Here is a 16,560-nt window from a genome sequence, read left to right as displayed (position 1 = left end):
TGTGCTTACGCCGGCAACTCCAGCCGGAACCCGCAGTCCATGCACTGCAGGACTTTGGTGCCGAGCCGAACGTCCAGCCGCACCAGCTCTTCCGCTCCAACAGGCTTGGCGGTGATGCTCCGCCGGACTTCGACGGGAAGGGGAACCATGGGATCGCCACAATGAAGGTAGCTGTCTTCGAAAACAATCAGCCCTTGAAGGTTTTCCTTCGTGTTCAGCTTCGAAGCCACTTCGCGCAAAGGAGTGACGTGGGACTGGGCAAAGCCGCATTCGGCGCAGGTGTAAGCAACAGCCACCAACAGGCCGACGTTGTGCGCGTGGACCGAATCAATGGAGTGCAGCACCAGATGCTCGTCCGATTGGCAGCGGGAGCACCACATGCGCTCTCCCTGGGGCAGGGACATTCCGTCCGATAAACCGTCTGCCTTTCCCATCGCCTCCACCTCCATAAAGTAAGTATCCTTACTAAATGATAGCGCAGAAGTGAAGCGGACGGCAGTACTGCGGCACAAGGACTAGTCGGCGCCTCCCGGGACGTCCTCGCCCGGCAGCTCTGTTGGCCGTGGGCCGCTGGTAATGATGCCGAGCTCTTCCAGCTGGTCGGACATACCCGCACCGTCGGGTGCATAGATCCACGGGACACCGGGGGTCGGTCCGGCGTCGGATGACCGGCCACCGGCCAGGACCGCCTCACCGACTGACAGCTGCCTGATGGCAATGGCGCACACATTCTCCGGATGCCGCTGGGCGAACTCGGTGTAGATGGCAACGTCATGCTGGCCGTCGTCGCCCACCAGCAGCCATTTGATGTGCGGGAACTCCTCGGCCAGCCGTTCCAGGCTTCCCTCCTTGTGCTCCCTTCCGCTGCGGAACCACCGGTCCGTCGTGGGTCCCCAGTCCGTGAGCAGCTTAGGCCCGGCAGGATAAAGGTTGCGGGAGAGGAAGCGGGAAAGGGTAGGGGCTACGTTCCAGGCACCCGTGGACAAATACAACACCGGAGCTTCCGGGGCACTCCGCACGATTCTCTCGTAGAGCACCGCCATGCCCGGAGTCGGGGTGCGGGCGTGCTCGTTGAGCACAAACGTGTTCCAGGCGGCCAGGAAGGGGCGGGGCAAGGCGGTCACCATCACGGTGTCGTCAATGTCGGAAATAAGTCCAAAATCAGCGTCGTCCGGAACGATCTGCACCGGAGCTTCCACAACGTCGGATTCGCCCGATTGGAGGCTTACCTTGTGCCAACCAGCCGCCAGGTTAGCGGGAATCCGGACGTCCACCACTCCCCCGCGGTCCGCCTCGACGTCGTGGACTTCCCCGCCCACCGTGATGCGGACAGCAGCGTGGGCCACCGGCGCGCTCGTGAAATTGCGCCAACCGCGCATCCCCTCCGTCAGGGGCCGCTTAGACCCGTTTTCCGAATCGCCGATGTCCCGTGGATCGCTTCGCACCACCCTGGCGAGCACCCGCACCCAGGACGTCGTTCCATATCCCGTATGCGGAACGACCGTCACTACGTGACCCCTCCGGATGGCGAGGCGGGTCTGGAACCGCAACCACGCGTCGTCGAGCCTTGCAGCCAAGTGGCGGCTGCCCTCCTTGACGGACGACGCCGGGTGGCCGGTTTCGAGGGAATCGGACGGTGTGCGCGGTGCCTGGGAACGTGAACGCATGGCTTTAGTCTGGCACGGGCAGGCGACGCGTTCCGTTACCCGGCTTCACTTCGCGTCGGCAGGCCTAGGAAGCTTCGGCAGGGCGCCGGCGCGTCCACACGTTGCGGACATGCTCCCTGAGGGTCTTCTCACTGCGGCGGCTGACCAGGATCACGCACGCCACACCGGTTACCAGGACCACCGCGCCGCCCGCTGCAACCGACCACCGTGCTCCGAATTCGGTGCCGATCCAACCCATCAGGGGGGCCCCGATCGCCGTGCCGCCCTGCAGGATCGCAAGGTACAACGCGAGAATGCGGCCACGGAACTGAGGCTCCACGGACAGCTGGATGGTTGTGTTGCAACTATTCAGGAACGTGATGGATGCAAGGCCGACGGGAATCAGCACTACCGCGTAGACCCAGAAGCTTGGCGCGACGCTTGCTGCCAAGGTGAAGATGCCCAGGCTCAGGGCCCCTCCCAGCAGGAACCTCAACCGGGGACCCGAGCGCCTCGCTGCCAGCAACGCACCGGCCAGGGTTCCGATGGCCATAATGGATCCCAGCGCACCGAACTCCTCCGGGCCCATGCCGAACTCTGCTGTGGCCATCAGGGAGTTGGTCACCGGGAAGTTCATGCCGAAAGCGCCCAGCAGGCCCACCATCACCATGATCAGCGTGAGGTCAGGGCGTTGGCGCACATACTGCAGCCCGTCGAGGAACTGGTGCTTTCCGCGTGCCACCGGCGTGGCCGGCTCCAGTTGGGAGACCTTGACCCGGAGCAGGGAGATGATGACGGCAACGAAGCTCGCAGCATTGAGGATGAAGACCGGCCCGGTGCCGATCCACGCAATCAGGACGCCCGCGATCGCCGGACCGGTCAGGCGGGCGCTGTTGAAGGACGCCGAGTTGAGGGCTACGGCGTTGGAGAGCTTCTCCGGGCCGACGAGTTCTGAGACGAACGCTTGCCGGGCGGGAGCATCCATGGCTGCAGCCAGGCCCAAAGCGGCCGCGGCGATGTAGACGTGCCATAGTTCAGCCACTCCGGTGACCACCAGCAGTCCGACGATGAGTCCACAGATGCCCATGGCAGCCTGTGTCCACAGCAAGATGACGCGCTTGCGGTAGCGATCGGCGAGCACGCCGGCATAGGGACCGAACAACAGCATGGGAAGGAACTGCAGCGCCGTGGTGATGCCTACCGCCGTACCCGAATGGTCGGTGAGGATGGTCAGGACCAGCCAGTCCTGGGCCACACGTTGCATCCACGTACCGATGTTGGAGACCAGCGCGCCGCCTGCCCAGACCCGGTAGTTGGGGTTTTCCAAGGCTTTGAACATGGCACTCACTTGGCACTCATCTCCTGCATGATGAGGGCCGCCCGGCTCAGCGTGAGCCGATCCTCTTCGCTAAGCCCGGCAACGCGCCGGGCAAGCCATGCCGTTCGCTGGCTGCGGGCCTCGGCAAGGGCTTCCCTTCCCGCTTGCGTGATGCTGACCTGCACCTGCCGGCCGTCGCCGGGATGCGCTTGCCGGGACACGAACCCCTGGTCCGTCAGCGCGTTGACGATGCGGGTCATCGAGGGCGCCTGGACGTGCTCACGCTCAGCGAGCTCCCTCAGCGTCTGCGATCCCGCACTGAGGTGGGCGAGCACGGTGTATTGACCCGGAGTGATGACGTCACCCGTGGCTTCGATGCGCAGGCGCCGGGACGTGCGCATCACAGCTGTTCGAAGGTCGATGGCAACGAGATCCGGCTGGATGCCCGGATCGGTTATTGGATCGGCTGGTGCTATGGCTCCGGTCAAATGGGATCCGGTCGCGTTGGTTTCGCTCGCGTTGGTTCCGGTCAAGGGGAGGCGCCTCCTGAGGTCGGCATAATAGTTAGCAGTGCTAATTAGCTCCGCTAACTATTATGCTCCTCCCCTCAGCACCCTGTCCATGGAATGTGATCAGGCTTGCTTGCGACTGATCGTGCAGTCCGTCGTTCCCGTCCGAAGGCGGTAGAGCGAAGTGGTAGCCGTGATGTAGAGATCCTGCCCGTCGGGCCCGCCGAAGCAGAGGTTGGACACCTTCTCGGGAAGTTCGACGGCGGCCAGCAGACCGCCGTCTGGGGCGTAGACACGGACCGAGGCTCCACCGGACGTCCAGACCCTGCCCTCAACATCCACCCGGAAGCCATCCGAAGGCCGGTCGTCCTCCAGCTCGACGAACGTTCGTCCAGTTCCGCAGGTCCCGTCCTCAACGGGGTAGGCCGCAATGCGGTACGGCGATCCGCGGTCCGGGCCGGCGGTGTCCGCGACATAAAGGATCGACTCGTCCGGGGAAAATGCTAAACCGTTGGGATGGATCAAGTCGGTGACAACAGGGGTCAATTCACGGGTGGCCGGGTCGAAGCGAAAAACGTAGCAACCGCCATACTCCTGATCGCCCTCATGGCCTTCCACGGTTCCGGGCAAGATGCCGTACGGCGGATCCGTGAACCACACCGTGCCGTCACTGGCCACCACCACATCGTTGGGCGAATTGAGCCGGTGCACGCCGAACGAATCCACCAAAGGCGTCACCACGCCGTCGTGGTCCCGCTCCACCCGCCGCCTCCCGTGGCTGCACTGGACGACGCTGCCGTCGCGGTCCAGGGTCCGTCCATTGGTGAACTCGACGCCGGTGGCATACTCCCGGGTTTGGCCGGTTTCAGCGTGGAATTCGAGGATCCGGTTGTTGGGGATGTCGCTCCAGCGGACGGTTTGGGTTGCCGGGATCCAGACGGGCCCTTCTGCCCAAATAGTGCCCTCGAACAACTTCTCCACGGTGCCCGTGATCAGCTCTTCCACGCGGTGTCCTTTCAATGGTTTCGGTCTAGCGTTCTGACTGGGTTGCTTTCGCCCCAATATCCGCAGGCACTGAGTCATGGTCGGAGGCTTCCCGTGGCATGGCCAGGACCGCGACGACGGTCAATGCGGCGCTGACGAGCACCGCAAAGAAGACTGCCGTCGAAGCCGCCCCGGTACTTTGCGGGTTGGGCCCGCCGCTACTGGCATAAATGGCGTTGGCAACGGCGCCGAAAACCGCGACGCCGATGGAACTGCCGATGGATCGGGCAAACAGGTTGGTGCCCGTGACCACGCCGCGTTCATTCCACTCAACGCTCGTCTGGGCCGCGATGAGGCTCGGAGTCGCAACGAGTCCCAGACCAAGTCCCACCACGAAGCAGGCCGCTGCCACCAGCAGGACACTGGGCGAAGACGCCGTGAGGGCCAGGATTCCGGTGCCGGCAACAGTAATGAAGATCCCGATGATCGCCGTGTTCCGGAACCCGATACGGAGGTAGAAGCGGCCTGCCTGGGATGCGCTGATGGGCCACCCAAGCGTCAGCGCCGCCAATGCCAGCCCGGCCAGGAGCGGCGAGGTGGAAAGGGCACCTTCAAGGAACGTCGGCACGTACGTGGTGAGGCCCAGCATCACGGCACCGATCCCGAAAGCGACCAACGCCGTCGTCGCGAGCAGCCTGCGGGAGACTACCCACGGCGGAAGGACCGGTTCCGCAGCCTTCCGCTCAACGAGCAGGAAGGCGGAGAAGAGGACGGCGCCGACGACGAAGACACCAATGCTGATGGGAGAGTTCCACGCCCAGGCCTGGCCTCCCTCGAGTGCGCCGAGAATGAGGAGGCTCAGTGCCGTGGTGAGGAGCGCAGCACCCAGGTAGTCGATCCGATGGTTGGTGCGATCGACGTTCTCGTGGAACGTCCGGACTAGCACCCAGCCCGCCAGGATGCACAGGGGAATGTTGATGAAGAAGATCCAGCGCCAGATCTCCAAAGATGCGAAGACGCCGCCGAGCGTCGGCCCCACCACGGAGGAAACGGCCCACACGCTGGCAAGGTAGCCCTGGACCTTCGCCCGCTCGGCCAACGTGTAGATGTCGCCGGCAATCGTGATCGCTACCGGCTGCACCGCACCTGCGCCCAAGCCCTGCAGCACCCTGAAGGCGATGAGGGCCGGCATGCTCCACGCCAGGCCGCACAGGATGGAGCCAAGCAGGAAGAGCCCGATGCCGGCAAGGATGATCGGCTTCCGGCCCAGGACATCGGAGAGCTTCGCGTAGACCGGGACCGACACTGCCTGGGCCAGCAAGTACGCCGAAAACAGCCAAGGGAAAGAAGAGAAGCCGCCGATGTCTTCCACGATGGACGGGACCGCCGTAGCCACGATCGTTGCGTCAATGGCCACCAAGCCCGTAGCCAGCATCAGCGCAATGAGAATCGGTCCCCGTTTGGAACGGAAGCCGACACCGTCCTCGATCTCCGTGCTGATACTCCTTCAACCGTCCTCAACTCGTCGCGTCCGTGCTGGTGCTCCACAAGCGTGCTGGTTCCCCAAGAAGAGGTAACCCCGCGGGTGGCCGAATTAGTCCCGGGTTTGGAAATAAGAAAGACGGCCGCCAACGTGACGGCCGTCTTTTTCGGAGACAACGCTCTATTCGGGCAGGCTCAGTAGTTGTAACCGAAGCTGCCGATGTACTTCTGTTGATATTTGTTCCAATGGCACGCGGTAACATTGGTGACTTTGCCGCCATAAGCCTGAATCGCTGCACGGAGCTTCGTCGCGCATGCAGAGTTGGTGCTCTGGACTACCTGGTACGTGTTGTAGTCGGCGTGCGCCGGCGCGGCGAGCACCAACGTCCCTGCACCCAGAGAAAGCCCTACCGCCGCAGTTGCAAGGACAGTACGGAACTTCTTCATCTTTACCCCCTGTTTGGATTGCTCGTGCATTTCACCCTATTGGGGTCAGCCCGGGCCCGGAAATGGGCAGAAGTCCCCAAGGTACATGACACTCGCAACAGCGGCGGGCCGCCCCCAAGGTTCCTTTCGAACCCAAGGGCGACCCGCCGTCGTCGTAATTCAGCGAGGGTTAGTCGTTGATCAAGTCGTGGACAACGATCGTCTGGTCGCGGTCCGGGCCGACGCCGATGGCCGAGAAGCGCGTACCGGAGAGCTTCTCGAGGGCCAGCACGTAGTTGCGCGCGTTCTCGGGCAGGTCTTCCAGGGTGCGGGCACCGGTGATGTCCTCGGTCCAGCCGTCGAAGTACTCGAAGATCGGCACCGCGTGGTGGAACTCGGTCTGCGTCATGGGCATCTCGTCATGGCGGACGCCGTCAACGTCGTAGGCCACGCAGACGGGAATCTGCTCGATGCCGGTCAGGACGTCCAGCTTGGTGACGAAGTAGTCCGTGAAACCGTTGACGCGGGAGGCGTGGCGGGCCAGGACGGCGTCGTACCAGCCGCAGCGGCGCGGACGGCCGGTGTTCACGCCGAACTCGCCACCGGTCTTCTGCAGGTAGACGCCCATCTCGTCAAAGAGTTCCGTGGGGAACGGGCCGGCTCCAACGCGGGTGGTGTACGCCTTGATGATGCCGATGGAGCGGGAGATCCTGGTGGGGCCGATGCCCGAGCCCACCGAGGCGCCGCCTGCCGTCGGGTTGGAGGAGGTCACGAACGGGTAGGTGCCGTGGTCCACGTCCAGGAAGGTTGCCTGGCCGCCTTCCATGAGCACAACCTTGCCCTCATCCAAAGCGTTGTTGAGTTCGAGGGTGCTGTCGATCACCAACGGGCGCAGGCGCTCGGCGAAGGACAGGAAGTACTGAACGATCTCTTCGGTCTCGATGTCCCGGCGGTTGTAGACCTTGACCAGGAGTTCGTTCTTCTGGCGGAGCGAACCTTCCACCTTCTGGCGGAGGATGGATTCGTCGAAGACGTCCTGGACGCGGATGCCCAGGCGGGCCACCTTGTCCATGTAGGCCGGGCCGATGCCGCGGCCCGTGGTGCCGATGGCGCGCTTGCCGAGGAAACGCTCGGTGACCTTGTCCAGCACCTGGTGGTACGGAGCCACGAGGTGGGCGTTCGCTGAGACGCGGAGGCGGGAGGTGTCTGCGCCGCGGGCTTCGAGGCCATCGATTTCCTGGAACAGGGCCTCGAGGTTCACCACGCAGCCGTTGCCAATAATCGGAATGGCGTTGGGGCTCAGGATGCCTGCGGGGAGGAGCTTGAGCTCGTACTTCTCGCCGCCCACCACCACGGTGTGCCCGGCGTTGTTGCCGCCGTTGGGCTTGACCACGTAGTCAACGCGGCCACCGAGCAGGTCGGTTGCTTTGCCTTTGCCTTCGTCGCCCCACTGGGCTCCGACGATCACGATTGCGGGCATGGGATCCTCCCCCATTCTTTCGGGCCGGGCCGCAGGGCCTGGCGCCGTACATGAGAACGCCCCGACAGTACTTGGCACAGCCTGCCGCGTACGGCGGCATACGCAAGAGGTTCGGGGCTCTTACCAGCCAAGTTTAGCCGATCAGCATACAAAGTCCGGCTTTAAGGGACACCCCGCGGCGCAGGCCGCCCCGTTGCGAACGGACGGCGCGCCGGTGGATATCACCGGTCGTCCAACAGTCCGGTAAGGTTAACCAGCCCCCACCAGCACCCTTTGAGCATCGGCAGCGGCATGCCCGCAGCCGACACTCTTGTGTGCGCGCTGTAACACCTAGGAGACCTAACTTCCGATGCAAGACCTGGCGACTGACTCACCCGAACAACTCCTCTGGAACCGCCGTTACGAAGACCACATCGCCGAGGTCAACTCGCTGTGCGATTCGCTCAAGGAACAGAAGCCCGGAAGCGAGGTCCTCTACATCGACCCCGCGCACAGCATCGACGACTGCCGCATCGTGAGCCTCTTCTCCAACCAGCGCACCACCTCCGGCGAGGGCTTCATCCGTCCCGGCGACGAGGAAGCCACCACCCGCATGCTCGGAATGCAGTGGCAGCTTGGCCTGCGTCCGGAGTACGTCATTCCGTGGAACGCTTACCCGTGGATCGAACCCAACGAAGAGCCGGGCAAGCTCACCCCCGCGAACATCACCGAAGGCCTCAAGCCGCTGCTGCGCCTCCTGCAGCTGCTCCCGCGCACGTCCGCGCTGGTGGCGCACGGCAATGAGGCCCACCGGCTTGCCGACCAGCTCATGAAGGCAGCTCCGGCCAGCATCGCCCGCCGTGGCTTCAAGACGTTCAAGGTCCGCTCCCTGGGCGGCCGTTCCTTCGCCGGAACCCCCGAGCGCCAGCAGGAATACCTGGACGCCATCCACGCCGCCTACGCCGAGGCCATGGCACGCACGGGCATCCCCCGCAAGGCTTAGTCTCCCCTCCCCCAACTGACTGGCAGCAGGGGTTGTTCTCAGCGCTCAGAGCAACCGCTACTGCCAGCTACTTGGGCGGTTTAACGACGACGGCGACCCTCGCCATGTAGGTGAGGGTCGCCGTCGTCGTTTGTACTTTGTTGACGCGCCTTAGCGGGCTTCCAAAGCCGCTTTCGCGTTCGGGTCCGAGTCGTTCAGGAACTTCTCGATCCGCTCCGGCTCGTCAGCCTCGCCAATTGCGGCAGCCGCCCGGCCCAGCGCGTACAGTGCGCGCAGGAAACCCTGGTTGGGCTCGTGCTCCCACGGGATAGGGCCTACTCCACGCCAACCGTTGCGGCGCAGGGCATCCAGCCCGCGGTGGTAACCGACACGGGCGAACGCGTAGGACTCGATGGTCCGGCCTTCATCCCATGCTTCCTCGGCGAGGATGGCCCACAACAGGGAGGACGTCGGATTCCGGGCAACCAGGTCCAACGCTTCCTTGCCGAGGGCGAGGTGCTGGTACACGTCGGTTTCGGCGGGCAGGAGGGTAGGCTCCGGCCCCATCAGGTTCTTGCGGAATTCGTCGGACATTAGAACGTCTTGCCGGCCGATCCGAGCTGCTGCGCGGCCTCGACGATGCGTGCTGCCATGCCGGCTTCGGCCGAAGCACCCCAGACGCGGGGGTCGTAGGTCTTCTTGTTGCCCAGCCCGCCGTCGACCTTGAGGACGCCGTCATAGTTGGAGAACATGTGGCCGGCCACAGGGCGGGTGAACGCGTACTGGGTATCGGTGTCGATGTTCATCTTGATCACGCCGAAGGAAACAGCGTCCGCGATTTCCTGCTCGGTGGAACCGGAACCGCCGTGGAAGACCAGGTCGAACGGGTTTTCCTTGCCGATCTTGGCGCCGACCTCGGACTGGATCTGCTTGAGCAGTTCCGGGCGGAGCTTGACGTTCCCCGGCTTGTACACGCCGTGGACATTGCCGAAGGTCAAGGCGGTCAGGTAGCGGCCGTTCTCGCCCGCACCCAGGGCTTCGATGGTGGCCAGGGCGTCCTCGGTGGTGGTGTAAAGCTTCTCGTTGATCTCGTTCTCCACACCGTCTTCTTCACCGCCGACCGTGCCGATTTCAACCTCGAGGATGATCTTCGCGGCAGCAGCGCGCTGCAGCAGCTCCCGGCCGATGCGCAGGTTGTCCGTGAGGGTCTCGTGGGAGCCGTCCCACATGTGCGAGTTGAAGATCGGGTCCTTGCCGGCCTTCACTGCTTCCTCGGAAGCGGCCAGCAGCGGCAGGACGAAACCTTCGAGCTTGTCCTGCGGGCAGTGGTCCGTGTGCAGGGCGATGTTGACGTTGTAGTTCTTGGCAACTTCACGGGCGAACGCGGCGAAGCCCAGCGAACCGGCCACCATGTCTTTCACCGAAGCGCCGGACCAGTAGGCTGCGCCACCGGTGGAAACCTGGATGATGCCGTCCGATTCGGCCTCGGCGAAACCGCGGATCGCAGCGTTCAGAGTCTGCGACGACGTCACGTTGACCGCAGGGAAGGCGAAGCCGCCGGCCTTTGCGCGATCGATCATCTCGGAGTAAATCTCTGGGGTTGCAATGGGCATGGTGACTCCTATGCTGAATTCGTCTGTGGGCGGGTAACCCTGGAGTAGACCGCTTACGGCTAGCACCATCCTAGCGACAACCGCCCGGGCGCCGTGTTTCGGGTCACTTGGGGTGGTAACACTTCCGCTTCGATGGCGCGAGATGGCATTTAATGGCAATCCCGACCATTGGGATTGCCATTAAATGTCATCTCGGTGCCCAGCCTCGGCTCAGTAGCGCGCGACGCACCTTGTGAACGACGGCGGGCCTGTCGCCTTCAAGGTCGCGTTTGGAAATCCGGACCTCCAGCCAGCCATGGGCCAGCGACTTTTCCTGGCGTTCGATGTCCCTCAGATGGTGCTCAAGGCCGCCATGGTGCCGCCCGTCGTATTGAAGGGAGATCTTATACTCCCGGTACGCTCCGTCAGGCCACAGCACACCTTGCCCAAGGTGATTGCGCACCACAAGGTTCAACTCTGGCTCGGGAAGCTTCGCGTCGACCAGTGCCAGCCGCATGAGGGTTTCCGGAGCAGAATCAGCCCCCACACGGATGAGTTCCAAAGCTGCCCGGGCCGTTCGCACTCCCCGCATGCCCGGGTGGCGGCGCACGATCTCCGCCAGTTCATCAGTAGAGCATATGGCGGCTTTAGGAACAGGGAAGTCGGGACCGTGGGAGCACACCAGGTGGTCGCCGGCGGCAACGAGGTCTTCCACGTTCAGGACGGCGGCCAAGTCCAGCCATGTCCGCGCAGGCGAGGTGAGTCTGACGCCGTCGTACTCGACCGTCTCCCCGGGAAGAAGCGTGAGGAGGTGACCGACTACGTTGGTCCTCCGCGGAAAACTGAATCCCCTGCGTCGTGCGAGGTGGATGCGCCAATCACCACTGACGTTGGCAGGCAAAGGCATATCCCAGATCCTCGCCGCACTCAGCGAAGCCAGCACTGAGGTGTCATCCAGATCCGTATAAGCGCGCAGGGCGGCAGTTCCGGCGGCACCGGACGCGGCGGGCACGCGTATGCCACGCGAAACAAGCACCAAATCCTTGGCATGGGTCCGCGACCGCGGCACGCCCGCCTTATCCGAAGCGCGCACAGAGAATGAACCAGTTGTGAGATGTTCCGGTAGTTCTTTTCTGCGCATGCCCCATTCTGGCTACCCAAGCTGTGCCTCGATCGGGTTATCCACAGTTCGCACTGCTCACCCCGCGTCGAGATGGCACTTAATGACAATCCGCCCGCCCTGCATTGTCATCAAATGTCATCTCGGGGAGGGCTAGACGGGCTGGCTGAACACGTGGCGCCGGACCCACGCGTGCATGGCGATTGCGGCGGCGGATGCTGCGTTCATGGAACGCGTCGAGCCGAACTGCTCAATGGAAAGGGTTGCGACTGCGGCATCGTGCACCTCGGGGGTCAGGCCCGGCCCCTCCTGGCCAAACACGAGGACGCAATTCTTCGGGAGGTCGTAGGTCTCCAGCGGCACCGAATCCGGGAAGATATCGATCCCAATGATCGCCAGCCCCTCCCCCTTGGCCCACTCCACAAAGTCCTCCACCGTGGGGTGGTGCCGGACGTGCTGGTAGCGGTCGGTGACCATGGCACCGCGACGGTTCCACCGCCGTCGACCAATGATGTGGACCTCCTTGGCGAGGAAGGCATTGGCCGTACGGACGACGGTTCCGATGTTGAGGTCGTGCTGCCAGTTCTCAATGGCGATGTGGAAGGAGTGGCGCTTGGAATCCAGGTCCGCGACGATCGCTTCGTGCTTCCAGTACCTGTACTGGTCCACCACGTTGCGGCGGTCGCCGTCCCGCAGGAGGTCCGGGTCCCAATGGTCGCCTTCGGGCCACTCACCTTCCCAAGGCCCGACGCCGACCTCCGGTTTCGCCTCCGCCTCACCGTCGGTGGCGGCGCTTGCAGGGGTGGGCTCGGTTGCTTCGGGGGGAAGGTCAGTCACCCCTCAACTTTAGCTTCGCCCTTCGGCGCTCCTAACCGAGCTTCCACTTGTTGATGCGGTAAGAATTGGCCAGCTGCTGTATCAGTCCCGGGTGGGCGTCCCAGTACTCCTTGTGTCCGCTGACTCCGAGCATCTGCGGCGTTCCCCAGGGCGTGACCGAAAAGAGGTTGACGGCCTGGATCTCTTCACCGCGGGCGTTGGTGCACGTGAACCCAATGACTACAGCAGCGCCACGGCGGAATTCCCGGATCTCCGGCATGCTGGTTGTGAAGTCCGAGGCGCACTTATGGCCAACCAGGTTCTGCGGCAGCTCCGTTGCGGTCATGCCCTTGAACCTGGCTTCGATCTCCTCAATGGCGGCCTTTACCTTTGCCGGGTCCTTGCCGTATTTGCCCTCTTCGGACTCGGCGAAGAACGCGTAGGCGAGCGCAATTCCATCGCCGTCCGTTTCCGTTGTGCCTTGCGCCCTCTTCTGGATCTCAGCCCCCGTGGTGGGGTCCTTCGTGATGCCGAAGGACTCATCGTGCGTCCACTCAGCCAAGTACTGGAAAGACGACTCCCCCGTGACCCACTTGCTGAACTGCGGGTCGCCGTCCGCGGGGACGTTGGACGGGCCATCGAAGCTTTCCCACACCGAAGGGAGGGCAATGGCGCCATCGGGCATGCCCGAGGCGTCCGAGTCCTCCGATGGTTCCTCTGCTGCAGCCTCGTCGCTGGCCGGCTGGTCGCTTGCGGGCGCCGATTCGGCCGGGGACGGCTCAACCGTCGACGTCGGATCCCCGGCGGCTACGGGTTTGGTCATCGAGGGGACCAGCCACGTGAAGACCACCACCAGGGCAATAATGACGACGACGGCGAGGCCACCGAGGATGAACAACAGCGGCTTCTTGTTGGGGTTGCGTTCGGGTTGGTTGCCTCCGAATTGGTTGCCGTCGAACGGGGCGCCGGGTGCTGGATATCCGGGCTGCGCGGTGTAGTTGGGTTGGGCCGGCTGGCCGTGCTGGGCAGCGTTGGCCGCGTGCGGCGGCTGGGGAACGCCGTCGGGGTTGTACGGGGGCTGGGGAACGCCCTCCGGGTTGTACGGCGGCTGGGGTGTTCCGTTGTTGCTCATGCAAGGCCTTTCAAGCGCTGGGACCGGCCCCGGATTGCCTGAGCCCTCCCAACAGTAGGTAGGTCCAAGGTGTTGCGCGCAAGTCAAAACGGCTTTCACAGATGGGTACTTCTACCCACATAGAAAGATTCAAAGGTGTCTGGCCGCCCCAAAAATGGAAGACTGGGATGCAGTGAATGACCAACCCCAGCCGGAGGCGAATATGGCAGATGAAACCGTGCCCACCACAACCAAATCGGTGTACCGCAGCGGCAAGGAAATTGAGTGCTGGCTGACGGACATGGACGGCGTCCTGGTCCATGAAAACCAACCCATTCCCGGTGCTGCCGAACTTATCCAGCGCTGGGTTGATACCTCCAAGCGCTTCCTCGTGCTGACCAACAACTCCATCTTCACTCCCCGTGACCTCGCGGCGCGGCTGCGTGCCTCGGGCCTTGAGATCCCGGAAGAAAACATCTGGACGTCCGCCCTTGCCACCGCCCAGTTCCTGAAAGACCAAGTTCATTCCTCGGACTCCGGAAACCGCGCCTACACCATTGGCGAAGCAGGCCTCACAACCGCCCTGCACGAGGCCGGCTTCATCCTTACGGATACCGATCCCGATTTCGTGGTGCTCGGCGAAACCCGCACCTACTCCTTCGAAGCCATCACCATGGCCGTCCGCCACATCCTGGCCGGTGCCCGCTTCATCGCCACCAACCCGGATGCCACGGGTCCCTCCAAGGACGGCCCCCTTCCCGCGACCGGGGCAATAGCTGCCATGATTACCAAGGCGACGGGTCGTGAACCGTACATCGTAGGAAAACCGAATCCCATGATGTTCCGATCCGCCATGAACCAGATCGATGCCCATTCAGAGACCACTGCAATGATCGGCGATCGCATGGACACGGACATTGTTGCCGGCATGGAAGCAGGCCTGCATACGGTCCTGGTGCTGAGCGGCATCACCCAGCGCGAGGAAATCGTGTCCTTCCCGTTCAGGCCCAACCAAATCCTGAACTCGGTGGCCGATCTCAAGAGTCAGATCTAGGAGATCACCATGGCTGTGCTCAATCTGCGTCCCTTGGCTGGAGGCCGGATACTCAGGGGGAGCCAGCCCTTCGGCCTCGATGCTGCCGGCACTTCGAACTTCCTGGAGCAGCACGGGATCCAAGCCATCATGGACCTCCGCAGCGACCTCGAGCGCAGCATTGTGCCTTGGCTGGTGGATTCGGGCGCGGACGGCAGTGTTCCCCCTGCAGGGACGCCGTCCCGCGCCGGAACAGGGGCGCCGTCCCGCGTCGAAGTCATTCATAACCCGTTGGACCCTAATGCGGTGGCAGGGTCCTTGCAGGCAGTGGAAACACCCGAGGATCTGGGTGAGCTCTACCTGGGTTGGCTCCGGGTCCGCCCGCAGTGGGTGGCCGACGCCCTCCGGCCTGTGGCACAGGGCCGGCGCACACTGGTTCATTGCTCCCTGGGCAAGGATCGGACCGGGGTGGTCTCGGCAGTGGCGCTCATGGCTGCAGGCGCGTCGGATGAGGCCGTCGTGAACGATTACACCGCCACAACAGCAAACCTCCCCGACGTCTTGAAAGTCATGGCGGACACCTGGCGCTTGCACGTTCCGTCCACCCCGGCCCAGTACTTCAGTCCGGACCTCATGATCCTGCAAAGCCCGGAAGCGGCCATCCGGCATTTCCTGATGGGATTCGCCAGGGAATTCGGTGATGCCCGCGCCTTCCTCAATGAGGCCGGCCTGACCGCCGTCGAGGTTGAGAGGCTTCGCGACGGTTCCTGAGGCACGGCTCCCTTCAGATCAACCGGACCCAGCCCAACCGGAACAGCCCCAACCAGCCCAGCTCAGCCGACGCCGGTCACCTCAAGCCGGCCGGATGATGCGCCCGTCCGGCGTCCGGTAGGACGGTTCTTCGGGTGCCGGCGGTAACGGATCAAGCTGGTTCTGAATGTGCTCAATCAGCGGCCGGTAGACGTCGGGATTCCATTGGGGGCTGGCGTGGGCCGGCCGGGCGCCTGCGGTGCTCAGGATCGGAAGCTTCATGTTCTGCGCAAATACTTTGCTCCACCCGGCCCGTGCAGTGAGGTAGTTGACCGTCCCGTCGGCCGAGTTGCCCATGTACGCCATCTTGGCCGGACCCAGCTTCCCGACGAAGCGCAAGCCATCAAAGTGGTAAATGTAGGCAGATTCGGTCTGGATCAGAACGCTGGACGGCGCGATCGGAGAAAGCTGCTCGGCCGTTTGGTCGAGGATCTGCCGCCAGGAACGCTCATCTTTGTGAACCACCCGCTCCCCCAGCTCGTAGCCGCCGCGAAGTACCGAGGGAATCCTGAAGCCGTTCTCGTAAAGGAACACCACACCGTCGAACCAGCTCTTATCCAACACATCGGCACGGTTGAAAGGGCTCGAATCGAGGACGATGAGTTCCGTCTCAACGCCATGCAACTCCAGGAGGCGGGCAGCCACTTGCGTCGCGAGCATTCCGCCGAAGCTGTGTCCGTAAAAATAGAGCTTCTCGAGGCCCAGCTCACGGACGTAGAGGATTACCTCGCGGACCACCTCGTCAACGTCCAGCCCCAGGTTGGAATATCCCACGGCAGCCAGGCGGCCCCGCTGGTGGAGTGCCGGACGCAACGAATTAAGGATCCACTGCGCTTCTTCCCAGCTGGTTTTGTAGCCCGGAAAGAGGATCCAGCTGGCTTTAGGGAAGTACAAATCGGAGAACTGATCCGGGATGCGGAGGATTTTTGGTGCGCGCCGCTCAGCCTGCACGTGGCGGGTGAAAAGCATGTCGCCCGCCAGGGCCGCCGACGCGCCCGCAGCCACCAGGAAGTTACGGCGGGACGACTTCTTCAGTCGGGCAGCGTAAGGCAGGATCCGGGCCCACGAACCCGGATCCTCCGCTGGCTCCGTCCCTGCCCCGGGCCCACGGCCCGGCTCAGGCTTGGCGGGCCGCGGGAGGTCTTCTTCCACTTCCGGCGGTACCGGAAGCTTCCCTACCTGAACGCCCACGCAGCCAGCATAGGCTTCGAACGCACTCCCTTACAGCCCTGTGGAAACCGCACCGCCGATGCCCTTAGGATGCGCCCTCGG

The 16,560-nt window shown here is 63.5% G+C and carries 17 protein-coding genes; 3 read left to right on the top strand and 14 right to left on the bottom strand.

Annotated features, from left to right (window positions below; translation table 11 throughout):
- Nucleotides 1–5: 5 nt before the first annotated feature.
- From QN084_RS14275 to QN084_RS14240, 8 genes are all read right to left on the bottom strand, one after another.
- Nucleotides 6–434: a hypothetical protein gene (locus QN084_RS14275; protein ID WP_285750231.1), complete on the bottom strand. Its 429-nt coding sequence runs from the start codon at nucleotides 432–434 to the stop codon at nucleotides 6–8.
- Between the two features lie 81 nt (nucleotides 435–515).
- Nucleotides 516–1,667 (bottom strand): App1 family protein phosphatidate phosphatase, encoded by a 1,152-nt coding sequence (locus tag QN084_RS14270; protein WP_069696290.1) that lies wholly within the window; start codon nucleotides 1,665–1,667, stop codon nucleotides 516–518.
- A 64-nt stretch (nucleotides 1,668–1,731) separates the two neighbouring features.
- Complete coding sequence (locus QN084_RS14265; RefSeq protein ID WP_069696289.1) at nucleotides 1,732–2,994, bottom strand: MFS transporter; 1,263 nt, start codon at nucleotides 2,992–2,994, stop codon at nucleotides 1,732–1,734.
- Entirely contained in the window at nucleotides 2,991–3,497 is a 507-nt protein-coding gene (locus QN084_RS14260; protein WP_374978457.1) for a MarR family winged helix-turn-helix transcriptional regulator, read from the bottom strand. The genes QN084_RS14265 and QN084_RS14260 overlap by 4 nt, the downstream gene beginning before the upstream one ends.
- 99 nt (nucleotides 3,498–3,596) lie before the next feature.
- Nucleotides 3,597–4,478: an SMP-30/gluconolactonase/LRE family protein gene (locus QN084_RS14255; protein WP_069696288.1), complete on the bottom strand. Its 882-nt coding sequence runs from the start codon at nucleotides 4,476–4,478 to the stop codon at nucleotides 3,597–3,599.
- A gap of 25 nt (nucleotides 4,479–4,503) precedes the next feature.
- Complete coding sequence (locus QN084_RS14250; RefSeq protein ID WP_210731101.1) at nucleotides 4,504–5,892, bottom strand: MFS transporter; 1,389 nt, start codon at nucleotides 5,890–5,892, stop codon at nucleotides 4,504–4,506.
- 242 nt (nucleotides 5,893–6,134) lie between these two features.
- Nucleotides 6,135–6,386, bottom strand: a complete 252-nt coding sequence (locus QN084_RS14245) for a hypothetical protein (protein WP_021471718.1) — start codon at nucleotides 6,384–6,386, stop codon at nucleotides 6,135–6,137.
- 169 nt (nucleotides 6,387–6,555) lie between these two features.
- On the bottom strand, nucleotides 6,556–7,845 hold the full coding sequence (locus tag QN084_RS14240) for an adenylosuccinate synthase (RefSeq protein ID WP_069696286.1): 1,290 nt from the start codon (nucleotides 7,843–7,845) through the stop codon (nucleotides 6,556–6,558).
- A gap of 349 nt (nucleotides 7,846–8,194) precedes the next feature.
- Between QN084_RS14240 and QN084_RS14235 the strand changes: the two genes are divergently transcribed.
- Nucleotides 8,195–8,827 (top strand): uracil-DNA glycosylase family protein, encoded by a 633-nt coding sequence (locus tag QN084_RS14235; protein ID WP_021471720.1) that lies wholly within the window; start codon nucleotides 8,195–8,197, stop codon nucleotides 8,825–8,827.
- A gap of 150 nt (nucleotides 8,828–8,977) precedes the next feature.
- Here QN084_RS14235 and QN084_RS14230 read toward each other — a convergent pair whose 3' ends face one another.
- From QN084_RS14230 to QN084_RS14210, 5 genes are all read right to left on the bottom strand, one after another.
- A complete protein-coding gene (locus QN084_RS14230; protein WP_021471721.1) occupies nucleotides 8,978–9,400 on the bottom strand; it encodes a DUF3151 domain-containing protein in 423 nt (140 codons plus the stop codon).
- Entirely contained in the window at nucleotides 9,400–10,419 is a 1,020-nt protein-coding gene (gene fbaA, locus QN084_RS14225) for a class II fructose-bisphosphate aldolase (protein ID WP_021471722.1), read from the bottom strand. Before fbaA ends, QN084_RS14230 begins: the two co-directional genes overlap by 1 nt.
- Before the next feature lie 187 nt (nucleotides 10,420–10,606).
- Complete coding sequence (locus QN084_RS14220) at nucleotides 10,607–11,434, bottom strand: putative endonuclease domain-containing protein (protein ID WP_259362821.1); 828 nt, start codon at nucleotides 11,432–11,434, stop codon at nucleotides 10,607–10,609.
- 237 nt (nucleotides 11,435–11,671) lie between these two features.
- Nucleotides 11,672–12,355 (bottom strand): TrmH family RNA methyltransferase, encoded by a 684-nt coding sequence (locus QN084_RS14215; RefSeq protein WP_062095005.1) that lies wholly within the window; start codon nucleotides 12,353–12,355, stop codon nucleotides 11,672–11,674.
- A gap of 31 nt (nucleotides 12,356–12,386) precedes the next feature.
- On the bottom strand, nucleotides 12,387–13,466 hold the full coding sequence (locus tag QN084_RS14210) for a hypothetical protein (RefSeq protein ID WP_069696284.1): 1,080 nt from the start codon (nucleotides 13,464–13,466) through the stop codon (nucleotides 12,387–12,389).
- 202 nt (nucleotides 13,467–13,668) lie between these two features.
- Here QN084_RS14210 and QN084_RS14205 point away from each other — a divergent pair, with 202 nt between their 5' ends.
- The gene (locus QN084_RS14205; RefSeq protein WP_031216301.1) at nucleotides 13,669–14,499 is read left to right on the top strand and encodes an HAD-IIA family hydrolase; all 831 of its coding nucleotides are present in this window, start codon (nucleotides 13,669–13,671) and stop codon (nucleotides 14,497–14,499) included.
- A gap of 9 nt (nucleotides 14,500–14,508) precedes the next feature.
- Nucleotides 14,509–15,249, top strand: coding sequence for a tyrosine-protein phosphatase (locus QN084_RS14200; RefSeq protein WP_021471727.1), 741 nt, complete (start codon nucleotides 14,509–14,511; stop codon nucleotides 15,247–15,249).
- Nucleotides 15,250–15,330: 81 nt separating this feature from the next.
- On the opposite strand, the gene QN084_RS14195 is transcribed toward QN084_RS14200, so the two are convergent.
- Entirely contained in the window at nucleotides 15,331–16,479 is a 1,149-nt protein-coding gene (locus QN084_RS14195) for an alpha/beta hydrolase family protein (RefSeq protein ID WP_062095000.1), read from the bottom strand.
- Nucleotides 16,480–16,560 lie beyond the last annotated feature (81 nt).

Origin of the sequence: Paenarthrobacter sp. R1 (assembly GCF_030264015.1) — a bacterium.
Taxonomy (GTDB): domain Bacteria; phylum Actinomycetota; class Actinomycetes; order Actinomycetales; family Micrococcaceae; genus Arthrobacter; species Arthrobacter ureafaciens.
This window is presented reverse-complemented; position numbering and strand designations above follow the sequence as displayed.

Coding starts and splice junctions, on each gene's coding strand:
- QN084_RS14270 (WP_069696290.1), bottom strand. CDS start 1,667: ATGCGTTCACGTTCCCAGGCACCGCGCACACCGTCCGATTCCCTCGAA.
- QN084_RS14250 (WP_210731101.1), bottom strand. CDS start 5,892: ATGCTGGCTACGGGCTTGGTGGCCATTGACGCAACGATCGTGGCTACG.
- QN084_RS14200 (WP_021471727.1), top strand. CDS start 14,509: ATGGCTGTGCTCAATCTGCGTCCCTTGGCTGGAGGCCGGATACTCAGG.
- QN084_RS14245 (WP_021471718.1), bottom strand. CDS start 6,386: ATGAAGAAGTTCCGTACTGTCCTTGCAACTGCGGCGGTAGGGCTTTCT.
- QN084_RS14205 (WP_031216301.1), top strand. CDS start 13,669: ATGGCAGATGAAACCGTGCCCACCACAACCAAATCGGTGTACCGCAGC.
- QN084_RS14235 (WP_021471720.1), top strand. CDS start 8,195: ATGCAAGACCTGGCGACTGACTCACCCGAACAACTCCTCTGGAACCGC.
- fbaA (WP_021471722.1), bottom strand. CDS start 10,419: ATGCCCATTGCAACCCCAGAGATTTACTCCGAGATGATCGATCGCGCA.
- QN084_RS14210 (WP_069696284.1), bottom strand. CDS start 13,466: ATGAGCAACAACGGAACACCCCAGCCGCCGTACAACCCGGAGGGCGTT.
- QN084_RS14230 (WP_021471721.1), bottom strand. CDS start 9,400: ATGTCCGACGAATTCCGCAAGAACCTGATGGGGCCGGAGCCTACCCTC.
- QN084_RS14240 (WP_069696286.1), bottom strand. CDS start 7,845: ATGCCCGCAATCGTGATCGTCGGAGCCCAGTGGGGCGACGAAGGCAAA.
- QN084_RS14275 (WP_285750231.1), bottom strand. CDS start 434: ATGGGAAAGGCAGACGGTTTATCGGACGGAATGTCCCTGCCCCAGGGA.